Source organism: Marinicauda algicola, from assembly GCF_017161425.1.
Classification (GTDB): Bacteria; Pseudomonadota; Alphaproteobacteria; order Caulobacterales; family Maricaulaceae; genus Marinicauda; species Marinicauda algicola.
Genome location: NZ_CP071057.1, coordinates 116,434 through 137,374, shown reverse-complemented (window position 1 = coordinate 137,374; position 20,941 = coordinate 116,434). Strand labels below are relative to the sequence as shown.

The window sequence follows — 20,941 nt, the reverse complement described above, 5'->3', positions numbered from 1 at the left end:
CACGGCCGCCTGTCCCGCTTGACGCCGCGTGCGCCATAAGCTCCCTTCCATCTCCATGAATTTCCTGTCCGACACCACCGCCCCCGCCCATCCCGCCGTCCTGGACGCCGTCGCCGCGGCGAATTCCGGCTTCGCGCCGAGCTACGGAGCCGACGCGGTGTGCGCGCGGGTGAAGGCACGCCTTTGCGAAATCTTCGAGACCGATCTGGAGGTGCTGTTCACCACCTCCGGCACGGCCTCGAACGCGCTCGCCCTGTCCGTGCTATGCCCGCCCGACGCGATGGTCCTCTGTCATGACGAGGCGCACATCCATCGCGACGAGCGCGGGGCGCCGGAATTCTTCACCGGCGGAGGCAAGCTGCTGCCGCTGAAGGGCCAGCACGCGAAGATCGGCATCGAGACGCTGCAGACGACGCTCGCCGAATGGCCGTCCGGCTTCGTGCACACCACGCCGCCCGCGGTGCTGAGCCTGTCCCAGCTCAACGAATCGGGCTGCACCTATCCGGTGGACGAGATCGCGGCGCTGGCCCGGGCCGCGCACGGCCGCGACATGACGGTGCACATGGACGGGGCGCGCTTCGCCAATGCGCTGGTGAGCCTGGGGTGCACACCGGCCGAGATGACCTGGAAGGCCGGCGTGGACGCGCTGTGCCTCGGCGCGACGAAGAACGGCGCGATGATGGCCGAGGCGGTGATCCTGTTCCCATCCGTGAAGGACCGCTTCGCGCGCCTGCAGGCGCGCCAGAAACGGGCCGGCCACATGCTGCCCAAGATGCGCTTCGTCGCGGCCCAGTTCGAGGGCTGGCTGCAAGACGATCTCTGGCTGGAGCTCGCCCGCAAGGCCAATGCGATGGGCAAGCGGATCTCCGAAGGCCTTGCCGGGATCGAGGGCGCCGAGATCGTGCACCCGACGCAGGGCAACGAGGTCTTCGCGCGGCTGGAGCCGGCGCTGGCGGACAGGCTGCGGGAGGCGGGGGCGGGCTTCTACGGCTGGCCGGACGGCTCGGCCCGCTTCGTGGCGAGCTGGTGCACGCAGGGCGAAGAGGTCGAGGCGCTCTTGAAGGCGGCCCGTTCCTAGCCGAACTCCACCTCGTCGGCCGGGTTCATGTTCTGCTCGTCGGTGGCGCGCCGCCAGGGGCCGTCATAGCGCGGGTCCTGGCGCCGGCGGCGGTCGGGGCCGAAATAGCCCGGCGCCTTCACGAAGCGGCGCGGGCGCTCGATCAGGCTGACCAGGCGGTTATAGACGTCCACGGGACGGACCGGCTTGGCGAGATACTCGTTCACGCCGGCATTGATCGCTTCCATGATCTTCGAGCGGTCGGTGTGGCCGGACACCATGATGATCGGCAGGTACTTGTTCGGGCTGTCCGAAGCGGTGCGCACGAGCCGCGTGAATTCCAGCCCGTCCACGTCGCCGAGCATGTAGTCGACGAGGGCGAGGTCGGGGTTGGAATTGCGCATCGCCTCGAAGGCATCGGCCGCATCCCTCGCCTCGACCACCTGTCGCACGCCGAAGCCCTGCAGGATCTTCCGCAGAATCGTCGACATGTGCGCATTGTCCTCCAGGATGAGGATGCGGATGCGTTCGAAACTCGCGTTGGACATCGCTTCAGCTGCGCCAGTATAGCCCGGATCGGAGGAAGGCGGATTGCCTGCCCGCCGAACTTGCCCCGTCAGCGTTAAGGCTTCCTTGAGGCGCTGCGGCGGTGGCCTCGAAATCTGCGCCCCGGCAGCGCATATTGACGCGCATGGCAAAGCTGAAGACCGACGATTCCGCGCTCGTCCCCGCGACGCCCGAGACCGAAGCCGAGGGCCTCGGCGGGGTGGCGGACATGGGCCAGGCCGATTTCATCCTGGATGCGGGCGCGACCGAGGCGCTGCGGGGGATTTCCGACCCCCTGACCCTGCCCGCGAACTGGACGCCGCACCGGCCCGACCGGCCGGAGAAGTCCGAGGGCGGCCGGAAGTTCGAGCTGGTCAGCGAGTACTCCCCGACGGGAGACCAGCCCGAGGCGATCGCCGAGCTGGTCGAGGGGATCGCACAGCAGGAAAAGGACCAGGTTCTCCTCGGGGTCACCGGCTCGGGCAAGACGTTCACCATGGCGCAAGTCATTGAAAAGACGCAGCGCCCCGCCCTCATCCTCGCGCCGAACAAGACGCTCGCCGCCCAGCTCTACGGCGAATTCAAGAGCTTTTTTCCCCACAATGCGGTGGAGTATTTCGTCTCCTACTACGACTACTACCAGCCGGAGGCCTACGTGCCCCGGACCGACACCTATATCGAGAAGGAATCCTCCATCAACGAGGCGATCGACCGGATGCGCCACGCCGCCACGCGCGCGATCCTGGAGCGCGACGACGTGATCATCGTGGCCAGCGTCAGCTGCATCTACGGCATCGGCTCGGTGGAGACCTACACCGCCATGGTGTTCGACCTGAAGGTCGGCCAGGCCGAGGACCCGCGCGACGTGATGAAGAAGCTCGTCGCCCTGCAATACACCCGCAACGACGCCGCCTTCACGCGCGGCACGTTCCGCGTGCGCGGCGACACGCTGGAGATCTTCCCGGCCCACTATGACGACTATGCCTGGCGCATCTCCTTCTTCGGCGACGAGATCGAGGAGATCACCGAGTTCGAGGTGCTCACCGGCAAGCCGACGGGCAAGCTCGACGCCGTGCGCGTCTACGCCAACTCCCACTACGTCACCCCGCGCCCGACCCTGAACACGGCGATCAAGGCGATCAAGGCCGAGCTCGCCGAGCGCCTCGCCTGGATGGAGGCCAACGGCAAGCTCCTGGAGGCCCAGCGCCTGCAGCAGCGCACCGAGTTCGACCTGGAAATGCTCGAGGCCACCGGCTCGTGCAACGGCATCGAGAACTATTCGCGCTACCTGACGGGGCGCAAGCCCGGCGAGCCGCCGCCCACCATGTTCGAATACCTGCCCGACAACGCGCTCGTCTTCGTCGACGAGAGCCACGTCACCATCCCGCAGCTCGGCGCCATGTTCCGCGGCGACTTCAACCGCAAGCGCACGCTCGCCGAGCACGGCTTCCGCCTGCCCTCCTGCATGGACAACCGCCCCCTGAAGTTCGAGGAGTGGGAGGCCATGCGCCCGCAGACCATCCACGTCTCGGCCACGCCCGGCAAATGGGAGCTGGAACGCACCGGGGGCGTCTTCACCGAACAGGTCATCCGCCCGACCGGCCTCGTCGATCCCCCGGTGGAAGTGCGCCCCGTCCAGGCGGAGGGGCACAGCCAGGTCGACGACATCATCGAGGAAGCCCGCAAAACGGCCGAAAAGGGCCTTCGCACCCTCATCACCACGCTGACCAAGCGCATGGCCGAGGACCTCACCGAATACATGCACGAGCAGGGCCTGAAGGTCCGCTACATGCATTCCGACGTCGACACGGTCGAACGCATCGAGCTGATCCGCGACCTCAGGCTCGGCGTGTACGACGTCCTCGTCGGCATCAACCTCCTGAGGGAAGGCCTCGACATCCCCGAATGCGGCCTCGTCGGCATCCTCGACGCCGACAAGGAAGGCTTCCTGCGAAGCGAGACCAGCCTCATCCAGACCATCGGGCGCGCGGCGAGGAACGCGGAGAGCCGCGTCATCCTCTATGCCGACCGCATCACCGGCTCGATGGAGCGCGCGATGAAGGAGACCGAGCGCCGGCGCGAGAAACAGCTCGCCCACAACGCCGAACACGGCATCACCCCGACGACGATCGTGCGCGGCATCAGCGACGTGCTCGAAGGCGTGATGGAGAAGACGGCCAAGGGCCGCGGGCGCCGGGCGGCGGAACGCAAGCGCGGCCTGGAAGAAGAGCGCGCCGCCTTCGAGCCGAGCAATATCAAGGCGGCGATTGCCGATCTGGAGAAGCGCATGCGGGAGGCCGCGGCGAACCTGGAGTTCGAGGAGGCGGCCAGGTTGCGGGATGAGATTAAGCGGTTGGGGGAGTGAGGGGGGCGACTGTCATTATGGGAGCAAAATTTCGGCAAATGTTCCTGAGAGTCCGAATATTACGAACACCAAAGGCGAGCGTGTGTGTTCGACCTGTCTACGCCATGATTTTCGGTCGATACTTGACGGGGTTGGATGGTGTTCTGGATGCGAATGCCATTCACCTACCCAGTCCCCTCGACCACGACACCGCGCCCACCAGAGTGTAGCGGCCAACTGATGACTAGCGCAGCGCCTGTCGAACCGAGACCTGCTAGATTTATCGCCCGGGCCAGGGAAGGTGCATCTAACAACCCGGATTGAGACTGAGTCGCGGTAGCCAAGCAGCAAGCCACCAATCTCTTTACGACCACTCTCAGCTGTCACACGCGCTCTAATCTGATTGATTACGGCTTCGTCCACACAGGCGGAGACGTCACCGCTTCGAACAAGCAGGGCAGCCATCTGCTTTTCCAATCTGTCGGTCTTGATTGCAGCCAGCCTTTGCGAGTTCGAAATCTGTCACACGGGTCCACAGGTTTTTCTTGGTGGCGGTACTGAGGATTGCGGTGACTGCCTCCAGCGTCAAGGAAGCGGCGACAACAGAAGTCCCGACTGAGAAGGGAACAAAAGCCCCATCACCGCAAGTGCCATACTCAAACTTGGTAGTCCGATGTACGTCCTTTAGCGGGCTGACCCGCGAAGGACTAGCTAGGTCGGGTCGCAAACACCTATAACATGCAAAGTCGCCGCCCGCCCGAGCGACAAAGGTCTGCACTGCCGCGCCGTCCTGAACGATCCAGCTGTAAATGAAATTTCTCTTTCGGCCCTCAGCAATATGCTTCCAATTAATCCACTCTGAAACGTTCTCCACTCCAGATGCATCTATTATAATTTTGCAACCTCTCAACTTATTCCAAATGTGCTCCACACCTTGTTCATGAACCTCATAGTTCAAACGCGGGTGAAATTTCTCGATTTGGCTTCCTACGACGGCCGCTTTGTTCAGCCCAATATCTGCAAGGTTGGCGGTATGACGTCCGAGGTTCCCGGGGGCGACAAATTCGGGATCAACTAAGTGAAGCGTTCCCTTATCTGATCCAGCACCCGACCGAACCAGAAACGACGCGAGATGCGAACCGATAGTGCCACAACCGATTAGCCCGATACTCACTCCAGCCAACGGCGAACGCGCGCTATCAGCCGAACCGATACAACGTCTTGCAATAAAAGAAATATCCGAAGGGTGGGCAATCACATGCTCTAATGTCACTTGCTCCAAGATCGCTCTCGTAAACCGTGAACCGGGTCTTTCTCCCTTAAGTCGCGGACTGGTCTCAAGCCTCACCCCAAGGCAAGCGTTTTTTCCTTTGGCGAAAACCAAACGCCCTTCCTTAAGATGCTGCTTCACCGAAGAAAATTTTAGTACGGGATTCAAGCCATTCCGCTCCCACCAGTCAGAAAGCTCCATGATCTTCGATGGGACGGTTTGGTGCTTTGTGGGCGTCAGCGCACTGTCAACGCAGGCAATGATCGCGTCTGGTTTGGCCCGGGCTCGACGGTCAGTATTCCTTGCAAGGAACGGCTGCCCGTCGACCTTCACGCGAAGCCAGCTGCTTTCACCTTTGGGAACAGGATCAAGGAGCCGAATTGCCGCTCCTCTCCAGTAGGCCGCATATTCATTTGCAATTGCAGGTAACGCGCGCTCCGCAAAAGAATCTTCGAGAGCTTTCTGAGCCATCTCCAAGACAGCCAAAATTGACCTGCCCTGATCATAGGGGTCCAACCTAATTGTGCCTGGGGCAGCATAGCAAATTCGGTCACCATGCGGACCTTCAAGGTGAGGCTTTACGCCTTCAGGCAATTGTCCCAAGTCATCGATATATACCTCGGGCTTGTTCAAAAAGCTTTCGTCAGGGATATGAAGCGTAACAGTGATTTGCTTATGGCCGCATTGGATTGGGCCGCGGTATTTATTCGCATGTTCGCATCTCGCGAAGCCCCTTTGCTTGAGGGTCGCCGCAATCGACGTAGCTGAGTCCGGCCAACCGATCATCCTGAGGTCGAGGAAATAATGCTCGGATGAGGCACATGCGCCGCCTTTTCCTCTGTCAACACGGCCACTTGGCTAGCACCATCGACTTTCACAGAATCCGGGCAGTCGGGAAACCGAACCCCGAAGGCGGACCGAAGATGGTTTACCACCAACTGTTTGTGCGTGGTGCGATGCAGCGCCGCTTCGAGCTCGTTTATCGCCGCATCGATAGCGCGGATTAGTGTCGCACGCCCCTCGTCAGTCCATTCCTCGTCAAGTCGGGATTCCGTGATCGGATGGAAAATTCCATCACCGGCAATATATTCCCGGAGCTTTCTGAAGATTATAAGCGAAATCTGATCATCCCGATCATCAGCGGGTTTGCCATCGAGCTCTTTCAGAGCTCGCACCACGGTCACCGTGATCGCCAGAGACGTTAGATCGCTTTTCTCGAAGTGGTGGTCGCGCCAAGCCTTTACGTACATCGATGCGCGCCGGCATACCGGACCCAATTCCGACACCCATAGCTCGAACCAGTCTTGAAAAGCCTTGGGGTCCGATGGGACCCAGTCGTCCGTCCTATGTGCAAGGAAAATCGCGTCGGATGGCACTCGATAATATTTGTCGCGCTCTGGAAGTCCCGTTTCATTCAAAATCTTGGCGCTGCGCGCCTCTGCTCCGAATGCATCAGAAAAATTCTTCTCCACGCGCTCGAACTGGGATTTCTCGACCGCGAACAGAGGCAGATCGATATGCGCGCCATTGTTCCCTAGTTGGATCCTTATACAGGTCTTCTTACGGATAAGCTTCCAACTGGGGCGCTCACGTAATAGCGGCTGCAACGCCTGCTCAACGACATAGAAAAGCGCCTCCGACGGGAAGATCGGCTGCCCGTTTACAAACTCCACAGGCACATAGACCCCATCGTCCAAATCGATTTCTTGCGGCGGGTTCCGTGCGGGGCGGACTAGCGTCTGGTACGCAAACGACCCTTGCCGGAGAAACCGGACATCGATGGCGCGGACCTGACCAGATTTTGAAATCGCCTCATTGCTTCGCCCAGTTACTCGCCGCCTACGTCCCTCGTCGGACTCCAGCAATTTGCCAACTTGACTAAACGCCTCTCTCAGCTTCGTCCGAATATGCTTATCCGCGTCTCGTAAGAGCGCGTCTTCTCGGTCTCCGTTGTCGATGTGAATTTTGCGCTTGAAGCTGTCCTCGCTTTTCAAGCCTACGAATAGCCCGTGCGCGTTAGCCTTGGTCATGCTATTTCTCCGACCACCGATCCCCAATATATTGTGGGGTCGGCGTTCGCCGGCGCAAGGGGTGTCCTTCGAAAAATGGCTAGGGTACTTGGACTAGGGTTCTGGATTACAGCCGCAGCGATCGTGGTGCTGCTGCTAAGTGCGTTTATTAACGCGATTTCTGCCTCTATCGCGGTAATATTCGGCCTCGAAATCGGAGCGGACGTCGATCTCGCCCCACGTTGGCTGGCGGTACTGGCTTGGGCAATTTTGATCACGCCCTTCCTCCCACCCGTTCGAAAGTGGCTCTGGCGGCTTCCGTTGGTCGGTGGCTTCCTCCGGACACATGTTTTCGAGGATTTGGACGGTCACTGGGACGTCGAGGTTGAGTCAAACTGGCCAACGATCAGCGCCCTATTAAAGGCTAGTAGTGATATGGCCGCGGGACCGTTTGACCCTGTCAACGCGCCTGAAACGATTCCAGAACCAGCTCTTACGAAGTTTGATGCAACGATTAAGATCGGCTGGGAGAAAGCCGAGGCGACCTTTCATCCAAATGACACGACGCCGTTGCGGCAATCGCGCACCGTGGTGTTCGAACTCATCCGCAAGTGCACAGATTACCCAGCTCGTGTCTTTTGGGGCTTCAGACAATTCAACGCGAGCGTTGAAGCGACTGATGAAGATAACTTTCTTGGCGCTGCCATGCTGGATGTCGTCTCTGCAGACGAATTATCGGGCGTCTATTGGAACAATCGATCCTGGCGGAAGGGCCTTAACGCGGCCGGAAGAATTACTATGCGCAGAAAGCAAGAAGCGGGATGATAATTGGCCTTTAGGAATACGGGCATATGTGGGGACACACATCTTCCTCGACCGGTCCGGCCCGCCATGCCAGCCAGTCTGCCGGACGGATGAGCCGGTTCCCCGCCTGCGCGGGGACAAGCAAGGCCGCATGGATCGAGACCGGTTCATCCGTTCTCCGGCGTACGCTCCGCCATGGGGGTTGGATGCTCAGGCGCCTGCGGAGGCGAGTTCGCGGTTCTGCGCTTCTCTCATCACCTCTGCGGAGGCGCGGCGCCAGTTCAGCGCCGTGCGGCCGGCGTAGAAGAGCAGGCTGATCACGAAGAGGTCGGCGACCAGCCGGAAGAGCAGGATCAGCGTCGCGTAGGGGTAGTTCGTGGCGGCGTGGCGTACCTGGCCGATCTCCCATTCGAAGGTCTCGATCACGTCGTTGAGCCCGCCCTTCAGCAGAAGGTCGAGACCGAAAGCGGAAAGCTGTCCCGCGTCGGGATGGGGGATCGGGGTCCGGGAACCGGCCTCCACGAGGACCGGCTGACCGGGAAAGAACCAGCCGCCCTGCCAGGTGACGGTCAGGATGGCGGCAAAGGGCAACACGACGCCAAGAAGCGCCGTGATGGCGATACGCCCGATGGTGCACTGGGCGTAGTCACGGGCCGTTTCGAGCTTGCGCGCCTTCTGCGCGGCGATGGTGGCGGCCCGGCTCGGCTCGGGCCCGGGGATTTTCAGGCGTTTCACAAGTGTCTCGTAGTCCGTCTCGCGATGAAGCCCGCGCAGGGGGCCTATGGCCGTGAGGACGGCGAGTCCGGTAATGAGCAGCATTCCCGCAAGCGCGTAGATGCGCTGTGCCGTATAGGAAGTGAGCCCCTCATAGACGCGGCTCGACCGGACTGCCTCGACCAGCCCGGCGAGTAACGCCAGCACATCTTCCATGAAATCCCCCATCCCCCGATGATGGATGAAACGTTAACGCGAGGGGCGCGGGCGTCAAGCGCGGCGCTTTACGATCCCTGGGTTCCGGCTTTCGCCGGAATGACGAGGGTGGGGGATGGCCGGGGAGATTGACGCTTCCCTTCCCTGTCATTCTCCGGCCGCGCGCAGCGCGGACCGGGGGACCCATGCCGTAACGGATACGCCGCGCACCTGGTCACCGGAGAGGCATGGGTGGCCCGGTTTAACCGGGCCATGACACGGCGTGAAGGCGGGGGAGAGGGCGACGCGCTTATCCCCCTCCCCTGCCCCCGCGCGTACACTCCCCCCATGACGAATTTCCGATCCGAGGACGAGCGGGCCGACCTGGTGGCGGCGGCGCGCGAGATGCGCGAGGCGGGCATGGCGATGCACGAGATCGCGCGCGAGCTCGCCGTGCCGGTGTCCACGCTGTTCCGCTGGGCCGCCGAAGGGGGCTGGCGCGGCAAGGACATCGCGGCGGCGCGGCTGCGGGCGGTGTTCGCGTCGTCTCCGCCTTCCCTTTCCTCTTCCCTTTCCTCTTCCCCTTCCCCGTCATCCTCCGGCCGTGCGCAGCACGGACCGGGGGACCCAGGTCCTGACGCTGAGGGCAGCCTCAACCGTTCAGGCATGGGTGGCCCGGTCGAGCCGGGCCATGACAATGAGGGTGGGGGTGACGGTGGGGGTGAGGGTGGGGGTGGAGAGGGCGCGGCTGCACCCCCGCCCATGACGCCGCTGGAGGCGCGCGCGGCGGGGGAGCGGGCGTTCAAGGGGGCGATGGCGCTGATGGAGGCGGGCGAGCTGAAAACCGCCGGCGAGGCGATGCGCCTGGCCGAGCGCATGCTGCTCGCCGCGCGCCTGCTGGCGGGGCTGCCGCTGCCCCAGGACGACTCGCAGAACTATCAGGCGCGCCGGGCGGCGCTGGAAGCCAAGATCGCCCGCCTGCTCGAACGCGAACGCGAGGAGGAGGAGGCGGCGCCGGGCGGCGGCACGCCGGGCGGATACTGGCCGCCGGACCGGGAGAGCCGCGATCTCGACGCCGAGTACGGCTTCACGCAGCACGGGGAACCTCGCGGCGGGCCGCCCGCTTCGTCCCGGTGAGACGGAAGAAACGGGAGGAGATCCCATGCCGCCTGGAAGCCTCTGGATGCTGGCCACCGTGGCCGGCGTCGCGATCCTCGCCCTCGTCCTCGGCTGGGCCCTGTGGCGCTCGCGCCAGGCCCGCAAGGAGCGCGGCCCCCACGAGCGCGAGCAGCGCCGCGAGGCGACGCGCGAGGCCTACGAGAAACCCCCGCCCGGACGCGAGAAGCCCTGACAGAGGCTGCAGCTTTGGCAGCGAGCGGGCGCTCGGCGGTCGACAAGAGCGGCCGGGCGGCGATAGTTTGCGCTCCAACGCTTCGATCTTGCCTTGCAGGAGTGCCGATGACCGCCGCCGTGATCCGTGCCACGGGCCTGTGGACGCCTGAAGAGTCCATCTCCAACGCCGAGCTGGTGGAGTCCTTCAACGCCTATGTCGAACGCTACAACGCGCGCCATGCCGGCGAGATCGAGCGCGGCGAGCGCGAGGCGCTGATGCCGAGCTCGGTGGAGTTCATCGAGAAGGCCTCCGGCATCAGGAGCCGCTACGTGGTGAACAAGTCCGGCGTGCTCGATGTCGAGCGCATGGTGCCCGACATCCCGGCGCGGCCGAACGAGGAACTCTCCATCCTGGCCGAGATCGGGGTGAAGGCCTGCCGCGACGCGCTGGAACGCGCCGGGCGGGGGCCGCAGGACGTGGACGGGGTCATCGTCGCGGCGTCCAACATGCAGCGCGCCTATCCGGCCATGGCGATTGAGGTGCAGGAGGCGCTCGGCATCGAGGGCTTCGGCTTCGACATGAACGTGGCGTGCTCCTCGGCGACCTTCGGCATCCAGGCCGCCGCCGACATGATCCGCGGCGGCAATGCGCGCGCGATCCTGGTGGTCAATCCGGAGATCTGCTCGGGGCACCTGAACTGGCGCGACCGCGACAGCCATTTCATCTTCGGCGACGTGGCGACCGCGGTGCTGGTCGAGCGCGCGGACCTGTCGGAGGAGGGCTGGGCGATCCTCGGCACGCGGCTGAAGACCAAGTTCTCCAACAATATCCGCAACAATTTCGGCTTCCTCAATCGCTGCGAGCGCCGCTCGGGCGAGAACCGCCCGGCCCCGAACGGGGAGCCGAAGGACGACAAGCTGTTCGTCCAGGAGGGCCGCAAGGTGTTCAAGGAGGTCGTCCCGATGGTGTCGGAGATGATCCTCGCCCACATGGCCGATCTCGGCATCGAGGCGGACGATCTCAAGCGCGTCTGGCTGCACCAGGCCAACATCAACATGAACCTGATGATCGCCAAGAAGGTGTTCGGCCGCGAGGCCGGCGGCGAGGACGCGCCGACCATCCTGGACCGCTACGCCAATACCTCCTCGGCCGGCTCGGTCATCGCCTTCCACCTGCATTCCGACGACATGAAGCCCGGCGAGCGGGGCGTGCTGTGCAGCTTCGGGGCGGGCTATTCGGCCGGCACCGTGTTCGTGGAGAAGCGGGGGTGAGCGAACCCGCCCTTGCCGCGCGCATCCTGGCCAAGACCAACGAGTATCTCGACTTCCCGAGCGTGGTGGGCCACGAGACGCCCTTCCTCGACCATCTCGCGCGCGATTTCGAGAGCCTGGGCTTTCCGGTCTCGCACCCGCGCAATCTGTGCGTGGTCGATCTCGGCGCGCCGGGGCCGGTCATGCTCGCCCATGTCGACCGCCATGGCGGGGTCGTCAGGAATGGCGGGGAGATCGTCTACGCCGCCCACGCGGTGAAGAACGAGAAGTACGCCGAGTTCGCCCCGGCCAGCGACCTGCTCGCCCGGCGCGTGCGCGAGCGCTATGTCGGCGAGGAGGTCTTCGCCTACGACCGCCGGACCGGCGGGCGCATCGCCTACGGCGACATCGACGACGTGATCCTCAAGCCCGACGGCCATATCGCCCTGTCGGTCGCCAACATGGCGGGCCTGCCGGAGGGTACGCCGGTCGCCTTCGCGCGCCGGCTGGAGCGCGGCTCCTCCTATGTCGTGGGCCAGCTGGACAATCCGGTGTCGGCGGCGGTGCTGCGCGTGGCCGCCGAGCACGGGCTGCCGGGCACGATCGTGTTCACGGCGGAGGAGGAGATCGGGCGCTCGGCGGACCATTTCCTGAACTGGGCCAAGGACGCGCTCGGGCCGCGCCGCGACCTGCTTGTGCTCGACACCACGCCCTTCGACGACAGCGCCGTCACCCAGGCCGGCGCCGTCGTGCTGCGCCGGCGCGACGCCACCGCGAGCTTCGATCCGCAGATGGGCGAGCGCGTCCACCAGGCGGCGCGCGCGAGCGGGGTTCCCGCGATCCACAAGTGCGACTACATCGCCGCGGAGAACGAGGCGCGCAGCGCCCGCGGCGAGGCGGCCAAGTCCCTCGGCCTGACCGAGCTCGGCAAGATCGCCGCGAAGTCCGACGGGGAGTTCACCGGCACCACGCTGCAGGTGCCGACCTTCAACTACCATTCCAACCAGGAAAGCACGACGCCCAAGGCGCTCTCGGCCTTCGCACGGACGCTGCTGGCGGCGGCGAAGGGCTAGGACGCGGGGCGGGTCATCCGGTAGGAGACGCTGATTTCGCCGAGCGGCGCGGTCTCGCCCGCGCGCGCATAGCCCGCCCCGGACAGGTCGAAGGCGGCCTGCGCCTCGCTGCCCGGCTCGATCGCGACCATGGCATCGCCGACGCGCCGCCAGGCGCCGCCGCCGGCCAGGAACAGGCGGCTGGAGACGAAGACGTCGTCGGCGGCCTGCGGCGCATACCAACCCGCGGGGCTCGGCTCGGCGGAGAGCTCGATGCGGTAGCCGTCCGGCCCGCCGACGGCGAGGCGCGCGGTCTCGCCTTCGCGCACCACGAGGGAGGGCGAGGCGATCAGGGCGCCGTCCTCGCGGATCTCGACCTCGAGATGGTAGCGCGCGGCGGCCGGGGCGAGGCTGATGCCCGACGCCCGGCTGAGCCCGGCCTCTTCGGCGTCGACGGCGCCGGCAAGCAGCAGTGCGGTGATGATCATGAACCCGGCCTCCGGTCGGCGCGCGCTGCTTATCGCAGGTGGCGAGTCGGGGCAAGCCGGGAATGCCTCATCCCTTCAGCCGCGTCGTCTCGGTCACCTTGTAGACCAGGTCCTCGTCCTCGGCCTCGTTGTGCACGGTGATGTAATCGCCCAGGCGCAGCGTGTGCTCGCCGAGCCGGAAGGCGGCATCGTCCGGACCCTCGTCTTCCTCGTCCCAGTGGAAATACCACTTGCTGCCGCGATGGGTGAGCCAGCCGTCGGCCTCCTCGTCCTGGTCGGGGCTGAAGCGCTCGACCGTGCAGTCTTTGCGGTGCTTCTTCCAGAGCTCGGCGTCGAAGCGGCCGTCATCGTCGAGCGGGGCCTTGATGACATAGCCGCGATCGTCGTCGCCGCCGGGATAGCCGGCGTCGGGATTGCGGGACAGGCGCAGGACGACACGGGTGAGGGGCATGTTGCTACTACCTCTTTCTGGTTCGGGACAGGTCTAGTGGGCGATGAGCAGGGAGGGGCCGTCGACGGCCTGCAGCAAGGTGCGGGTGACCCCACCGAAGATGAACTGGGTGATGCGCGAATGACCGTACGCGCCGGCGACCAGCAGGTCGGCGCCGGATGAAGCCTCCAGCAGCGCCTCGCCGAGCCGTCCCTTGCCGCCGACCTCCTCGGTCTTCGCCTCGATGCCGCGCGCGGCGAGCCAGTGCTTCAACCGGTTCGGCGCGGCGGCGGCGCGGTCGTGATAGTCCAGATTGCGGTCGGAATGCAGGATGGTGACGTCCATCCCCTTCTTCAGCAGGGGGTCGGCGGCGAAGGCGGCGCGGGCGGCCTCCTTCGACCCGTCCCAGGCCATGCAGACCCGCTTCGGCGGCAGCGCGCCCTTGCGCGGCACGTAGACGGGGCAGGCCTCGTCGACGAGGCAGGACGCGACGAAATCGGCGAGCGGGCCCTTGCCGGAGGCGGCCTCCGGACAGGCGACCAGCGCGCGGATCAGGCGCGCCTGCTCGGCGGCCTCGGACGGGCTGTCCGTGATGCGCCTGAAGCTCGCCATGCCGCGCCGGCCCTTCAGCGCCTCCTCGAAGCGCGCCTCGGCCTCCTTGCAGGCCTTGTCGGCTTCCTCGCGCACGGCATCGACCGCTGTGGACACCACCGAGGCCCCAGCCGCGCCGGGCCCGGTCCACATCATGTAGGTCGCCGGGTCGGGCTCCACGAACAGGCCGCGTATGTCGGCATCGAAGAGCGGGGCGAGCCTGACGGCCGCCTCGAGCGGTGTCGCGTCGCTGTCGCTGCCCTGCAGCGGAACCAGTATGCGTTCGCGTGCCATGATCGGTCCTCCTCCCGCAAGGACATGTCTTGACCGGACGGCTTGCCCCGTCCCTTTCTTGAACGTAAGCCCTTCGGGCCCGTTCCGGGAAGAGAAAGCGCAAACCCAGTGGGGAAATGATGGCGCGGCCAAAGAGCGCAGCGAACAAGCCGAGGGCCTGGCAGCGCATGCTGTCGGGGCGCCGGCTCGACCTGCTCGACCCCTCCCCGTTCGACATCGAGATCGACGATATCGCACAGGGCCTCGCCCGCGTGGCGCGCTGGAACGGGCAGACCCGAGGCGACCATGCCTTCTCCGTCGCCGAGCACAGCGTGATCGTCGAGGCCCTCACCGGGGAGCTGGAGCCGGGCTGGCCGGACAGCTGGCGCCTCGCGGCCCTCCTGCACGATGCGCCCGAATACGTGATCGGCGACATGATCAGCCCTTTCAAGGCCGCGCTCGGCTATGACTACAAGGCATTCGAGCACCGGCTGGAAGCGGCCATCCACGCCCGCTTCGGGCTTCCCGGCGTGCTTCCGAAGGCGGTGAAGGACACGATCAAGAAGGCCGACCGGATCTGCGCCTTCTTCGAGGCGACCCAGATCGCCGGCTTCTCGGTGGAGGAGGCGCGCCCGCTGTTCGGCGCGCCGCCCAAGGGCCTGATGATCGAGATCAGCCCGGAGCCCGCGGCGCGCGCGCAGAGCCTGTTCCTGGAGCGCTTCCACACCCTTTTCGCCGCGCACGAGGCCCGGCCGGCGAAGGCGAGGCGGACCGGCTGATGCGCACCGCGACACCCCTGAAGCCGGACACGCAGGGCCTCGTCGTCGGCCTGAACGCGGTGATCTTCGCGGCCAAGGACGGCGAGCCGTCGGTGCTGGTCGCCGAAGGCCTCGCCACGAAGGAAACCGCCCTGCCCTTCGGTCCCTTCGACCCGGAGGCCCACCGCACCTTCGAGATCGGCCTTCGCGAATGGGTGCGCGAGCAGACCGGGTTCGAACTCGGCTATGTCGAGCAGCTCTACACCTTCGGCGACCGGGGCCGGGAAGCCCCGCTCGCCGCGCTCGCCGGCGCGGCCGGGGCGCGGGTCATCTCGGTCGGCTATCTCGGCCTCGCGCCCCAGGCGCGGAGCCTGAAGGGCGCCGGCGCGAACTGGGCCGGATGGACCCGCTTCTTCCCGTGGGAGGATCACCGCGCCGGGCGCCCCGCGGTCCTGTCCGACGTGATCGAGCCGGCGCTGCGCAGCTGGGCCGACGAGGCCGGGGCGCCGGGCCGGCGCGCGGCGCGCTACGACAGGGCGCGGGCCACTTTCGGCCTCGACGGCGCGCCCTGGAACGAGGAACGCGCGCTCGACCGCTACGAGCTGCTCTACGAGGCCGGGCTCGTCGCCGAGGCCGCGCGCGACCAGAGCGGCGAGGTGACGGCGCGCCCCGTCGCCGGACTCGGCGAGCCGATGGCGTCCGACCACCGGCGCATCCTGGCCACCGCGATCTCGCGCCTCAGGGGCAAGATCAAGTACCGCCCCATCGTGTTCGAGCTGATGGGCGAGCTGTTCACCCTTTCCCAGCTCCAAAGGATCGTGGAGGGCATCGTCGGCTATCCGATCCACAAGCAGAATTTTCGCCGCGCGCTGGACCGCGCCGGCTTCGTGGAAGGCACCGGCAAGATGCAGTCCCAGACCGGCGGGCGGCCGGCCGAACTCTATCGCTTCCGCAAGGAGGCCGTGCGCACCGGCCAGGCCCTCGGCCTCGCCACGCCGCGATTGAAGGATGTCGGTTAATTAACTTGACCGTCCGAAGGCGCGCGCGTCACAGCTGTCGCCCGACAACCTTCAAACGGAGGCTTCGGTGATCCAGCGAATCCCCTTCGCCCTGCTCGCGATCCTTGCCGCTTGCGGCGACCGCGCCCCGGACGGGACCACAGCCGCCGCCCCTGCAGCGCCGGCGCCGGATTATCACCTGATCGAGGGCACCCTGTTCCGGTCCGACGGCCCGAACGGGAACACCTATATCTACGACGCGCCGGACGGGCTGGTCGTCATCGACACCGGCCGCCACCCCGAGCATGCGCAGCTGATCCTCGACCATGCGCGGGAGCGCGGCCAGCCGATCGCGGCCATCGTGAACACGCACTGGCATCTCGATCACACGACCGGAAACCTGGACCTGAGGGCGGAATTTCCCGAAGCGGCCGTGTACGCCACGCCTGCCTCGCGGGAGGCGCGCGACGGCCGGCTTTCGTTGTCGCGTCTTCGAGCGCAGGAGAGGCTGGATGGCGGCGACCTCGACGACGCAACCCGGGCCCGCCTCGAGCGCGCCTCGACCTTGATCGGAGGCGAGGCGCTCATCCCCACCGTCGAGGTCACCGGGACGATGACCCTGCCGGTCACCGGCCGCGACCTCGAGCTCAACACGACCGACCATGCGGTGAGCGCTTCGGATATCTGGATCTGGGATGCGGCGACGCGGACGGTGATCGCGGGCGACCTCGTCGTGGTCCCGGCTCCGCTGTTCGATTCGGCATGCCCGGCGCGCTGGTCGGAGGCGCTGGCCGCGATCGATCAGAAACCGTTCGAGCGGCTCGCGCCCGGTCACGGCCCCGCGATGACGAAGGCCGAGTTCGGTGTCTATCGCGACGCCTTCGACCGCCTCGTCAGCTGCGCCGCGGAACGCACGGGCGAGGAGTGCGCGCGCGGCTGGCTCGAAGATGCCGCCCCGCTCCTGCGCGACGAGCGCGACCGGGATTATGCCCGCGACGCGGTGACGGCGTATGTCGACGTCATCATCAAGGACGAGGAACTCCAGGCGACCTATTGCGGGACGCCCGGCTGAAGCGCAATCGGCGCGGCCTTTCCGACCCCCGCCCGGCCAGCCCACAGAAATCGCTTGCCCCGCCCTTGCCTTCGGAGTATTCCAACCCACCTTAGGCTCAAGACGAGCATAACGTGCGCATGACAGGCGCCGATTTTTTGGACCCCTAAAATGCTCAAAGCGAGCAAAAGGGAGGAACCGCATGGACCGGATGGACCTCACCCCTTCCATGGCGCAGGCCGCAGACACCGGATCCGGGCGCGCCGAACCCCGCCGCGCAGCGCGCGAGCCGGTCTGGCCGGACGCCTCCGACCTGGTCTATGACGAGGCCGTCAAGGCACGCGTCGACCATCTCTATGCAAAGGTGAAGGATGTCGTCACGCCGATGGAGTGGCCGAAATTCGCGCCGATCATCGACGCGATCCTGCGCCTGAAGGAAGAGCGCGGCGCGACGATCCTGGCGCACAACTACATGACGCCGGAAATCTTCAACTGCGTCGGCGACATCACCGGGGACAGCCTGAAGCTCGCCCAGGTCGCCGCCGAGGCCGAGGAGGACATCATCGTCCAGGCCGGCGTGCACTTCATGGCCGAAACCGCCAAGATCCTCTCGCCGGAGAAGACGGTCCTGATCCCCGACATGGAGGCGGGCTGCTCGCTCGCCAGCTCGATCACCGGCGCGGACGTGCAGCGCATCAAGGCGGCCTATCCCGACTATCCGGTCGTCACCTATGTGAACACCTCGGCCGAGGTGAAGGCCTATTCGGACATCTGCTGCACCAGCTCGAACGCGGTGCAGGTCGTGGAAGCCATTGCCGCCCAGTGGGATACCGACACGGTGATCATGATCCCGGACGAGTATCTGGCCAGGAATGTCGCCGCCCAGACGGACATCAAGATCCTCACCTGGAAGGGCGCGTGCGAGGTGCACGAGCAGTTCACCCCCGAGGACATAGACGCGCTGCGCGAAGCCCATCCCGATGCGGTGATCCTGACCCACCCCGAATGCCCGCCGGAAGTCATGGCCCGCGCCGACTTTGCCGGTTCGACCGGCGCGATGGCGAGCTATGTCAGCGAGAAGAGCCCGAAGAAGGCCATCCTGATCACCGAATGCTCGATGAGCGACAATGTCGCGGTGGAGAACCCGCAGACGACCTTCGTGAAGCCGTGCAATCTCTGCCCCCACATGAAGCGCATCACGCTGACCGGCATCTACGAGGCGCTGCGCGACCTGAAGCACGAGGTCGAGGTCGATCCGGTGATCGCCGAGAAGGCCCGCGCCTCGCTGCAGGCCATGCTGGACCTGCCCAAGGCCAAGACCCCGCCCCATTTCGACACCGGCCGCGACGTCATCGACGTCCCCTACGTGGCGGTTTAGTGATGGGCGACAGCCCCCTCCTCGTCGCGGGTGCCGGGATCGCGGGGCTGTGGGCGGCGCTGCATGCCGCGCCGCGCACCGTGATCCTGCTCACCGGCTCGACGCTGGGTGAGAACGCCTCCACGGCATGGGCCCAGGGCGGAGTCGCCGCCGCGCTGTCCGAGGACGACAGCCCGGCGCTTCATGCCGCCGACACGATCCGCGCCGGGGCCGGGCTCGTGAACCCGGAGGCCGCCCGGCTGCTGGCCGAGCAGGGCCCGCGCGAGATCGAAGCCCTCTACGCGCTCGGCGCACCCTTCGAGCGCGAGCCGGACGGGTCCTGGGCGCTGTCGCGCGAGGCCGCGCATTCGCGGGCCCGCGTCGCCCGGGTCAAGGGCGACCAGGCCGGGGCCGGCATCCTCTCCGCGCTGATCGCGGCGGTGAAGGCGGCCGATCACATCGAGATCCGTGAAGGCTGGCGCGCCGAGGCCCTGCTGCCCGGCGCGGACGGCGGCTGTGCGGGCGTGCTCGCGCGCACGCCGCAAGCCCGTCTCGTGCGCATCGAAGCCGGCGAGACGATCCTTGCCATGGGCAGCGTGTGCGGACTGTACGGCGTCACGACCGTGCCCTTCACCAGCCAGGGCCAGGCGCTCGCCATGGCCGCCCGGCTCGGCGCCGTGATCGAGGACGCCGAGTTCGTCCAGTTCCACCCCACCGCCATCGATACCGGCCGCGACCCCGCCCCGCTCGCCACCGAGGCGCTGCGCGGCGAAGGGGCGACGCTGGTCGACCGGGCCGGCAAGCGCTTCATGCTGCCGGTCCACGCCGACGCCGAGCTCGCCCCGCGCGATGTGGTCGCCCGCGCCGTGCACCGGCAGGTCAGATCGGGCAGGGGCGCCTTCCTCGACTGCCGCACGGCGGTCGGCGGGGCCTTCCCGGAACGCTTCCCGGCCGTCTTCGCCGCCTGCATGAGCGCCGGCATCGATCCGCGGCGCGAACCCATCCCCGTCGCCCCGGCGGCCCATTACCACATGGGCGGGATCGCGACCGACCTTTCCGGATATACCGGCGTGCCCGGCCTCTATGCCGCCGGGGAATGCGCCTCGACCGGGGTGCACGGCGCGAACCGGCTCGCCTCCAACTCCCTGCTCGACGGCCTCGTCTTCGGGCGCCGCGCGGCAGAGGCCTGCCGTGACGCCGAAGCGCGCACGGTGAAAGCCGGACCGGCCGCGCCTTCGCCTGTCCTGCCCGCGCCGGCGCTCGCCCGCCTGCGCCAGCTGATGGCCGCGGAGGCCGGGGTGGAGCGCGACGGCGCCGGGCTCGCCCGCCTGCTCTGCGCGGTCGACGATCTCGAGGCGAAATACGGCGCCGCCGACGCGCTGATCGCCGCGCGCTTCGTGGCCGCCTCGGCCCTGTCGCGCACCGAGAGCCGCGGCGGACATTTCCGCAGCGACTTCCCGCAGACCGCGCCGGGCGCGCGTCACACCCGCATGAGGCTCGACGAGGCCTGTGCCGCCGCGCCCGAGCCCCTGCTCGCCACAGGCCCTGCCGAATGATCCCTGCCCTTCCCTCCGGCCTCGTCACCGAGGCGGTCGCGCGCGCCCTCAGCGAGGATCTCGGCGGGCGCGGAGACATCACGACTCTGGCCACCATTCCCGCCGATGCCACGGCCCGCTTCCAGATCGCGAGCCGTGCGCGCGGCGTGCTCGCGGGCGTTCAGCCGGCCGCGGAGGTGTTCGCCCAGGTCGACCGCGCGATCGCGGTGGACTGGAAGAAGACCGACGGCGAGGAGCTCGCGCCCGGCGACACGGTGGCCGCGGTCGAAGGCCCGGCCGGCGCGATCCTGACCGCCGAGCGCACGGCGCTCAACTTCCTCGGCCGGCTGTCGGGCATCGCCAGCCTGACGCGGGACTATGCCGCCGCGATCGCGGGGACCGGGGCGGTCATCGCCCATACCCGCAAGACGACGCTGGGCCTGCGCGCCTTCGAGCTGGCCGCCGTGCGGGCCGGCGGCGGGGCGGCCCACCGCTTCGGGCTCGACGATGCGATCCTGATCAAGGACAACCATGTCGCGGTGTGCGGCGGCGTCGGCGAGGCGGTGCGCCGCGCGCGCGCCTTCGCCGGCCACATGACCCGCGTCGCCGTGGAGATCGACCGGCTCGACCAGCTCGCAGAGGCCCTCGAGGCGGGCGCGGAAAGCGTGCTGCTCGACAACTTCCCGCTGGAAGACCTTCGCACGGCAGTGAAGCAGGCGCGGGGTCGGGCGAGGCTCGAAGCCTCCGGCGGCGTCAATCTCAGGACCGTGCGCGCGATCGCCGAGACCGGCGTCGACGTAATCAGCGTCGGCGCTCTCACCCATTCGGCACCGAATTTCGATCTGGGCCTGGACGCGGTCTAGCCGGTCCGCCCGCGCCGATGCCG

General features: G+C 66.5%; 21 protein-coding genes. 13 read left to right on the top strand and 8 right to left on the bottom strand.

The annotated features are described in order from the left end of the window. Nucleotides 1–55 precede the first annotated feature (55 nt). Nucleotides 56–1,078 carry a threonine aldolase family protein gene (locus JW792_RS00710; RefSeq protein WP_135994557.1) on the top strand — a complete coding sequence of 341 codons (1,023 nt, stop codon included), beginning with the start codon at nucleotides 56–58 and terminating at the stop codon, nucleotides 1,076–1,078. On the opposite strand, the gene JW792_RS00705 is transcribed toward JW792_RS00710, so the two are convergent. Beyond that, the gene (locus JW792_RS00705; protein ID WP_135994558.1) at nucleotides 1,075–1,605 is read right to left on the bottom strand and encodes a response regulator; all 531 of its coding nucleotides are present in this window, start codon (nucleotides 1,603–1,605) and stop codon (nucleotides 1,075–1,077) included. The two genes, JW792_RS00710 and JW792_RS00705, sit on opposite strands and share 4 nt — an antisense overlap. A gap of 143 nt (nucleotides 1,606–1,748) precedes the next feature. On the opposite strand from JW792_RS00705, the gene uvrB reads away from it, so the two are divergent. Further along, nucleotides 1,749–3,968: an excinuclease ABC subunit UvrB gene (uvrB, locus tag JW792_RS00700; RefSeq protein WP_241095015.1), complete on the top strand. Its 2,220-nt coding sequence runs from the start codon at nucleotides 1,749–1,751 to the stop codon at nucleotides 3,966–3,968. Nucleotides 3,969–3,983: 15 nt separating this feature from the next. Here uvrB and JW792_RS17155 read toward each other — a convergent pair whose 3' ends face one another. The 3 genes from JW792_RS17155 to JW792_RS00685 are packed head-to-tail and all read right to left on the bottom strand — an operon-like array spanning nucleotide 3,984 to nucleotide 7,247. Continuing rightward, complete coding sequence (locus JW792_RS17155; RefSeq protein WP_135994559.1) at nucleotides 3,984–4,412, bottom strand: Mov34/MPN/PAD-1 family protein; 429 nt, start codon at nucleotides 4,410–4,412, stop codon at nucleotides 3,984–3,986. Beyond that, on the bottom strand, nucleotides 4,384–6,003 hold the full coding sequence (locus JW792_RS00690; protein WP_135994560.1) for a HesA/MoeB/ThiF family protein: 1,620 nt from the start codon (nucleotides 6,001–6,003) through the stop codon (nucleotides 4,384–4,386). The genes JW792_RS17155 and JW792_RS00690 overlap by 29 nt, the downstream gene beginning before the upstream one ends. Next, a complete protein-coding gene (locus tag JW792_RS00685; RefSeq protein WP_135994561.1) occupies nucleotides 6,000–7,247 on the bottom strand; it encodes a CBASS cGAMP synthase in 1,248 nt (415 codons plus the stop codon). Before JW792_RS00685 ends, JW792_RS00690 begins: the two co-directional genes overlap by 4 nt. A 75-nt stretch (nucleotides 7,248–7,322) precedes the next feature. Here JW792_RS00685 and JW792_RS00680 point away from each other — a divergent pair, with 75 nt between their 5' ends. Next, on the top strand, nucleotides 7,323–8,051 hold the full coding sequence (locus JW792_RS00680; RefSeq protein ID WP_135994562.1) for a hypothetical protein: 729 nt from the start codon (nucleotides 7,323–7,325) through the stop codon (nucleotides 8,049–8,051). 189 nt (nucleotides 8,052–8,240) lie between these two features. Here the strand turns inward: JW792_RS00680 and JW792_RS00675 are convergent, their stop codons facing one another. Then, a complete protein-coding gene (locus tag JW792_RS00675) occupies nucleotides 8,241–8,960 on the bottom strand; it encodes a hypothetical protein (protein ID WP_135994563.1) in 720 nt (239 codons plus the stop codon). A gap of 327 nt (nucleotides 8,961–9,287) precedes the next feature. Between JW792_RS00675 and JW792_RS00670 the strand changes: the two genes are divergently transcribed. The 4 genes from JW792_RS00670 (at nucleotide 9,288) to JW792_RS00655 (ending at nucleotide 12,595) form a co-directional block, all read left to right on the top strand. Next, a complete protein-coding gene (locus JW792_RS00670; protein ID WP_135994564.1) occupies nucleotides 9,288–10,076 on the top strand; it encodes a hypothetical protein in 789 nt (262 codons plus the stop codon). Between the two features lie 25 nt (nucleotides 10,077–10,101). Further along, a complete protein-coding gene (locus tag JW792_RS00665) occupies nucleotides 10,102–10,290 on the top strand; it encodes a hypothetical protein (protein WP_135994565.1) in 189 nt (62 codons plus the stop codon). A gap of 107 nt (nucleotides 10,291–10,397) precedes the next feature. Beyond that, complete coding sequence (locus JW792_RS00660) at nucleotides 10,398–11,543, top strand: beta-ketoacyl-ACP synthase III (RefSeq protein ID WP_135994566.1); 1,146 nt, start codon at nucleotides 10,398–10,400, stop codon at nucleotides 11,541–11,543. Then, entirely contained in the window at nucleotides 11,540–12,595 is a 1,056-nt protein-coding gene (locus JW792_RS00655) for a hypothetical protein (RefSeq protein WP_135994567.1), read from the top strand. The genes JW792_RS00660 and JW792_RS00655 overlap by 4 nt, the downstream gene beginning before the upstream one ends. Here JW792_RS00655 and JW792_RS00650 read toward each other — a convergent pair. The 3 genes from JW792_RS00650 to JW792_RS00640 all read right to left on the bottom strand — a co-directional run bounded on the left by JW792_RS00650 (nucleotide 12,592) and on the right by JW792_RS00640 (nucleotide 14,377). After that, entirely contained in the window at nucleotides 12,592–13,062 is a 471-nt protein-coding gene (locus tag JW792_RS00650; RefSeq protein ID WP_135994568.1) for a hypothetical protein, read from the bottom strand. The genes JW792_RS00655 and JW792_RS00650 overlap by 4 nt on opposite strands. Nucleotides 13,063–13,129: 67 nt before the next feature. Then, nucleotides 13,130–13,513 carry a hypothetical protein gene (locus tag JW792_RS00645; RefSeq protein ID WP_135994569.1) on the bottom strand — a complete coding sequence of 128 codons (384 nt, stop codon included), beginning with the start codon at nucleotides 13,511–13,513 and terminating at the stop codon, nucleotides 13,130–13,132. 33 nt (nucleotides 13,514–13,546) lie between these two features. Beyond that, nucleotides 13,547–14,377, bottom strand: coding sequence for a universal stress protein (locus tag JW792_RS00640; protein ID WP_135994570.1), 831 nt, complete (start codon nucleotides 14,375–14,377; stop codon nucleotides 13,547–13,549). Nucleotides 14,378–14,544: 167 nt separating this feature from the next. Here JW792_RS00640 and JW792_RS00635 point away from each other — a divergent pair, with 167 nt between their 5' ends. The 6 genes from JW792_RS00635 to nadC all read left to right on the top strand — a co-directional run bounded on the left by JW792_RS00635 (nucleotide 14,545) and on the right by nadC (nucleotide 20,918). Next, a complete protein-coding gene (locus tag JW792_RS00635; RefSeq protein WP_206340870.1) occupies nucleotides 14,545–15,135 on the top strand; it encodes an HD domain-containing protein in 591 nt (196 codons plus the stop codon). Further along, nucleotides 15,135–16,133: an NUDIX hydrolase gene (locus JW792_RS00630; RefSeq protein ID WP_135994572.1), complete on the top strand. Its 999-nt coding sequence runs from the start codon at nucleotides 15,135–15,137 to the stop codon at nucleotides 16,131–16,133. Before JW792_RS00635 ends, JW792_RS00630 begins: the two co-directional genes overlap by 1 nt. A gap of 67 nt (nucleotides 16,134–16,200) precedes the next feature. Then, complete coding sequence (locus JW792_RS00625; RefSeq protein ID WP_158291514.1) at nucleotides 16,201–17,184, top strand: MBL fold metallo-hydrolase; 984 nt, start codon at nucleotides 16,201–16,203, stop codon at nucleotides 17,182–17,184. A gap of 181 nt (nucleotides 17,185–17,365) precedes the next feature. Beyond that, on the top strand, nucleotides 17,366–18,541 hold the full coding sequence (gene nadA, locus JW792_RS00620) for a quinolinate synthase NadA (RefSeq protein WP_135994574.1): 1,176 nt from the start codon (nucleotides 17,366–17,368) through the stop codon (nucleotides 18,539–18,541). A 2-nt stretch (nucleotides 18,542–18,543) separates the two neighbouring features. Then, complete coding sequence (locus tag JW792_RS00615; RefSeq protein ID WP_135994575.1) at nucleotides 18,544–20,076, top strand: L-aspartate oxidase; 1,533 nt, start codon at nucleotides 18,544–18,546, stop codon at nucleotides 20,074–20,076. Beyond that, the gene (gene nadC / locus JW792_RS00610; RefSeq protein ID WP_135994576.1) at nucleotides 20,073–20,918 is read left to right on the top strand and encodes a carboxylating nicotinate-nucleotide diphosphorylase; all 846 of its coding nucleotides are present in this window, start codon (nucleotides 20,073–20,075) and stop codon (nucleotides 20,916–20,918) included. Before JW792_RS00615 ends, nadC begins: the two co-directional genes overlap by 4 nt. The last annotated feature ends 23 nt before the right edge of the window (nucleotides 20,919–20,941 follow it).

Excerpts from the sequence above, each read along its gene's own strand:
- JW792_RS00645 (WP_135994569.1), bottom strand. The coding sequence starts at position 13,513 with ATGCCCCTCACCCGTGTCGTCCTGCGCCTGTCCCGCAATCCCGACGCC.
- JW792_RS00665 (WP_135994565.1), top strand. The coding sequence starts at position 10,102 with ATGCCGCCTGGAAGCCTCTGGATGCTGGCCACCGTGGCCGGCGTCGCG.
- JW792_RS00660 (WP_135994566.1), top strand. The coding sequence starts at position 10,398 with ATGACCGCCGCCGTGATCCGTGCCACGGGCCTGTGGACGCCTGAAGAG.
- JW792_RS00670 (WP_135994564.1), top strand. The coding sequence starts at position 9,288 with ATGACGAATTTCCGATCCGAGGACGAGCGGGCCGACCTGGTGGCGGCG.
- JW792_RS00640 (WP_135994570.1), bottom strand. The coding sequence starts at position 14,377 with ATGGCACGCGAACGCATACTGGTTCCGCTGCAGGGCAGCGACAGCGAC.
- JW792_RS00630 (WP_135994572.1), top strand. The coding sequence starts at position 15,135 with ATGCGCACCGCGACACCCCTGAAGCCGGACACGCAGGGCCTCGTCGTC.
- JW792_RS17155 (WP_135994559.1), bottom strand. The coding sequence starts at position 4,412 with ATGGCTGCCCTGCTTGTTCGAAGCGGTGACGTCTCCGCCTGTGTGGAC.
- nadA (WP_135994574.1), top strand. The coding sequence starts at position 17,366 with ATGGACCGGATGGACCTCACCCCTTCCATGGCGCAGGCCGCAGACACC.
- uvrB (WP_241095015.1), top strand. The coding sequence starts at position 1,749 with ATGGCAAAGCTGAAGACCGACGATTCCGCGCTCGTCCCCGCGACGCCC.
- JW792_RS00680 (WP_135994562.1), top strand. The coding sequence starts at position 7,323 with ATGGCTAGGGTACTTGGACTAGGGTTCTGGATTACAGCCGCAGCGATC.
- JW792_RS00710 (WP_135994557.1), top strand. The coding sequence starts at position 56 with ATGAATTTCCTGTCCGACACCACCGCCCCCGCCCATCCCGCCGTCCTG.
- JW792_RS00705 (WP_135994558.1), bottom strand. The coding sequence starts at position 1,605 with ATGTCCAACGCGAGTTTCGAACGCATCCGCATCCTCATCCTGGAGGAC.
- nadC (WP_135994576.1), top strand. The coding sequence starts at position 20,073 with ATGATCCCTGCCCTTCCCTCCGGCCTCGTCACCGAGGCGGTCGCGCGC.
- JW792_RS00635 (WP_206340870.1), top strand. The coding sequence starts at position 14,545 with ATGCTGTCGGGGCGCCGGCTCGACCTGCTCGACCCCTCCCCGTTCGAC.
- JW792_RS00615 (WP_135994575.1), top strand. The coding sequence starts at position 18,544 with ATGGGCGACAGCCCCCTCCTCGTCGCGGGTGCCGGGATCGCGGGGCTG.
- JW792_RS00650 (WP_135994568.1), bottom strand. The coding sequence starts at position 13,062 with ATGATCATCACCGCACTGCTGCTTGCCGGCGCCGTCGACGCCGAAGAG.
- JW792_RS00685 (WP_135994561.1), bottom strand. The coding sequence starts at position 7,247 with ATGACCAAGGCTAACGCGCACGGGCTATTCGTAGGCTTGAAAAGCGAG.
- JW792_RS00690 (WP_135994560.1), bottom strand. The coding sequence starts at position 6,003 with ATGATCGGTTGGCCGGACTCAGCTACGTCGATTGCGGCGACCCTCAAG.
- JW792_RS00675 (WP_135994563.1), bottom strand. The coding sequence starts at position 8,960 with ATGGAAGATGTGCTGGCGTTACTCGCCGGGCTGGTCGAGGCAGTCCGG.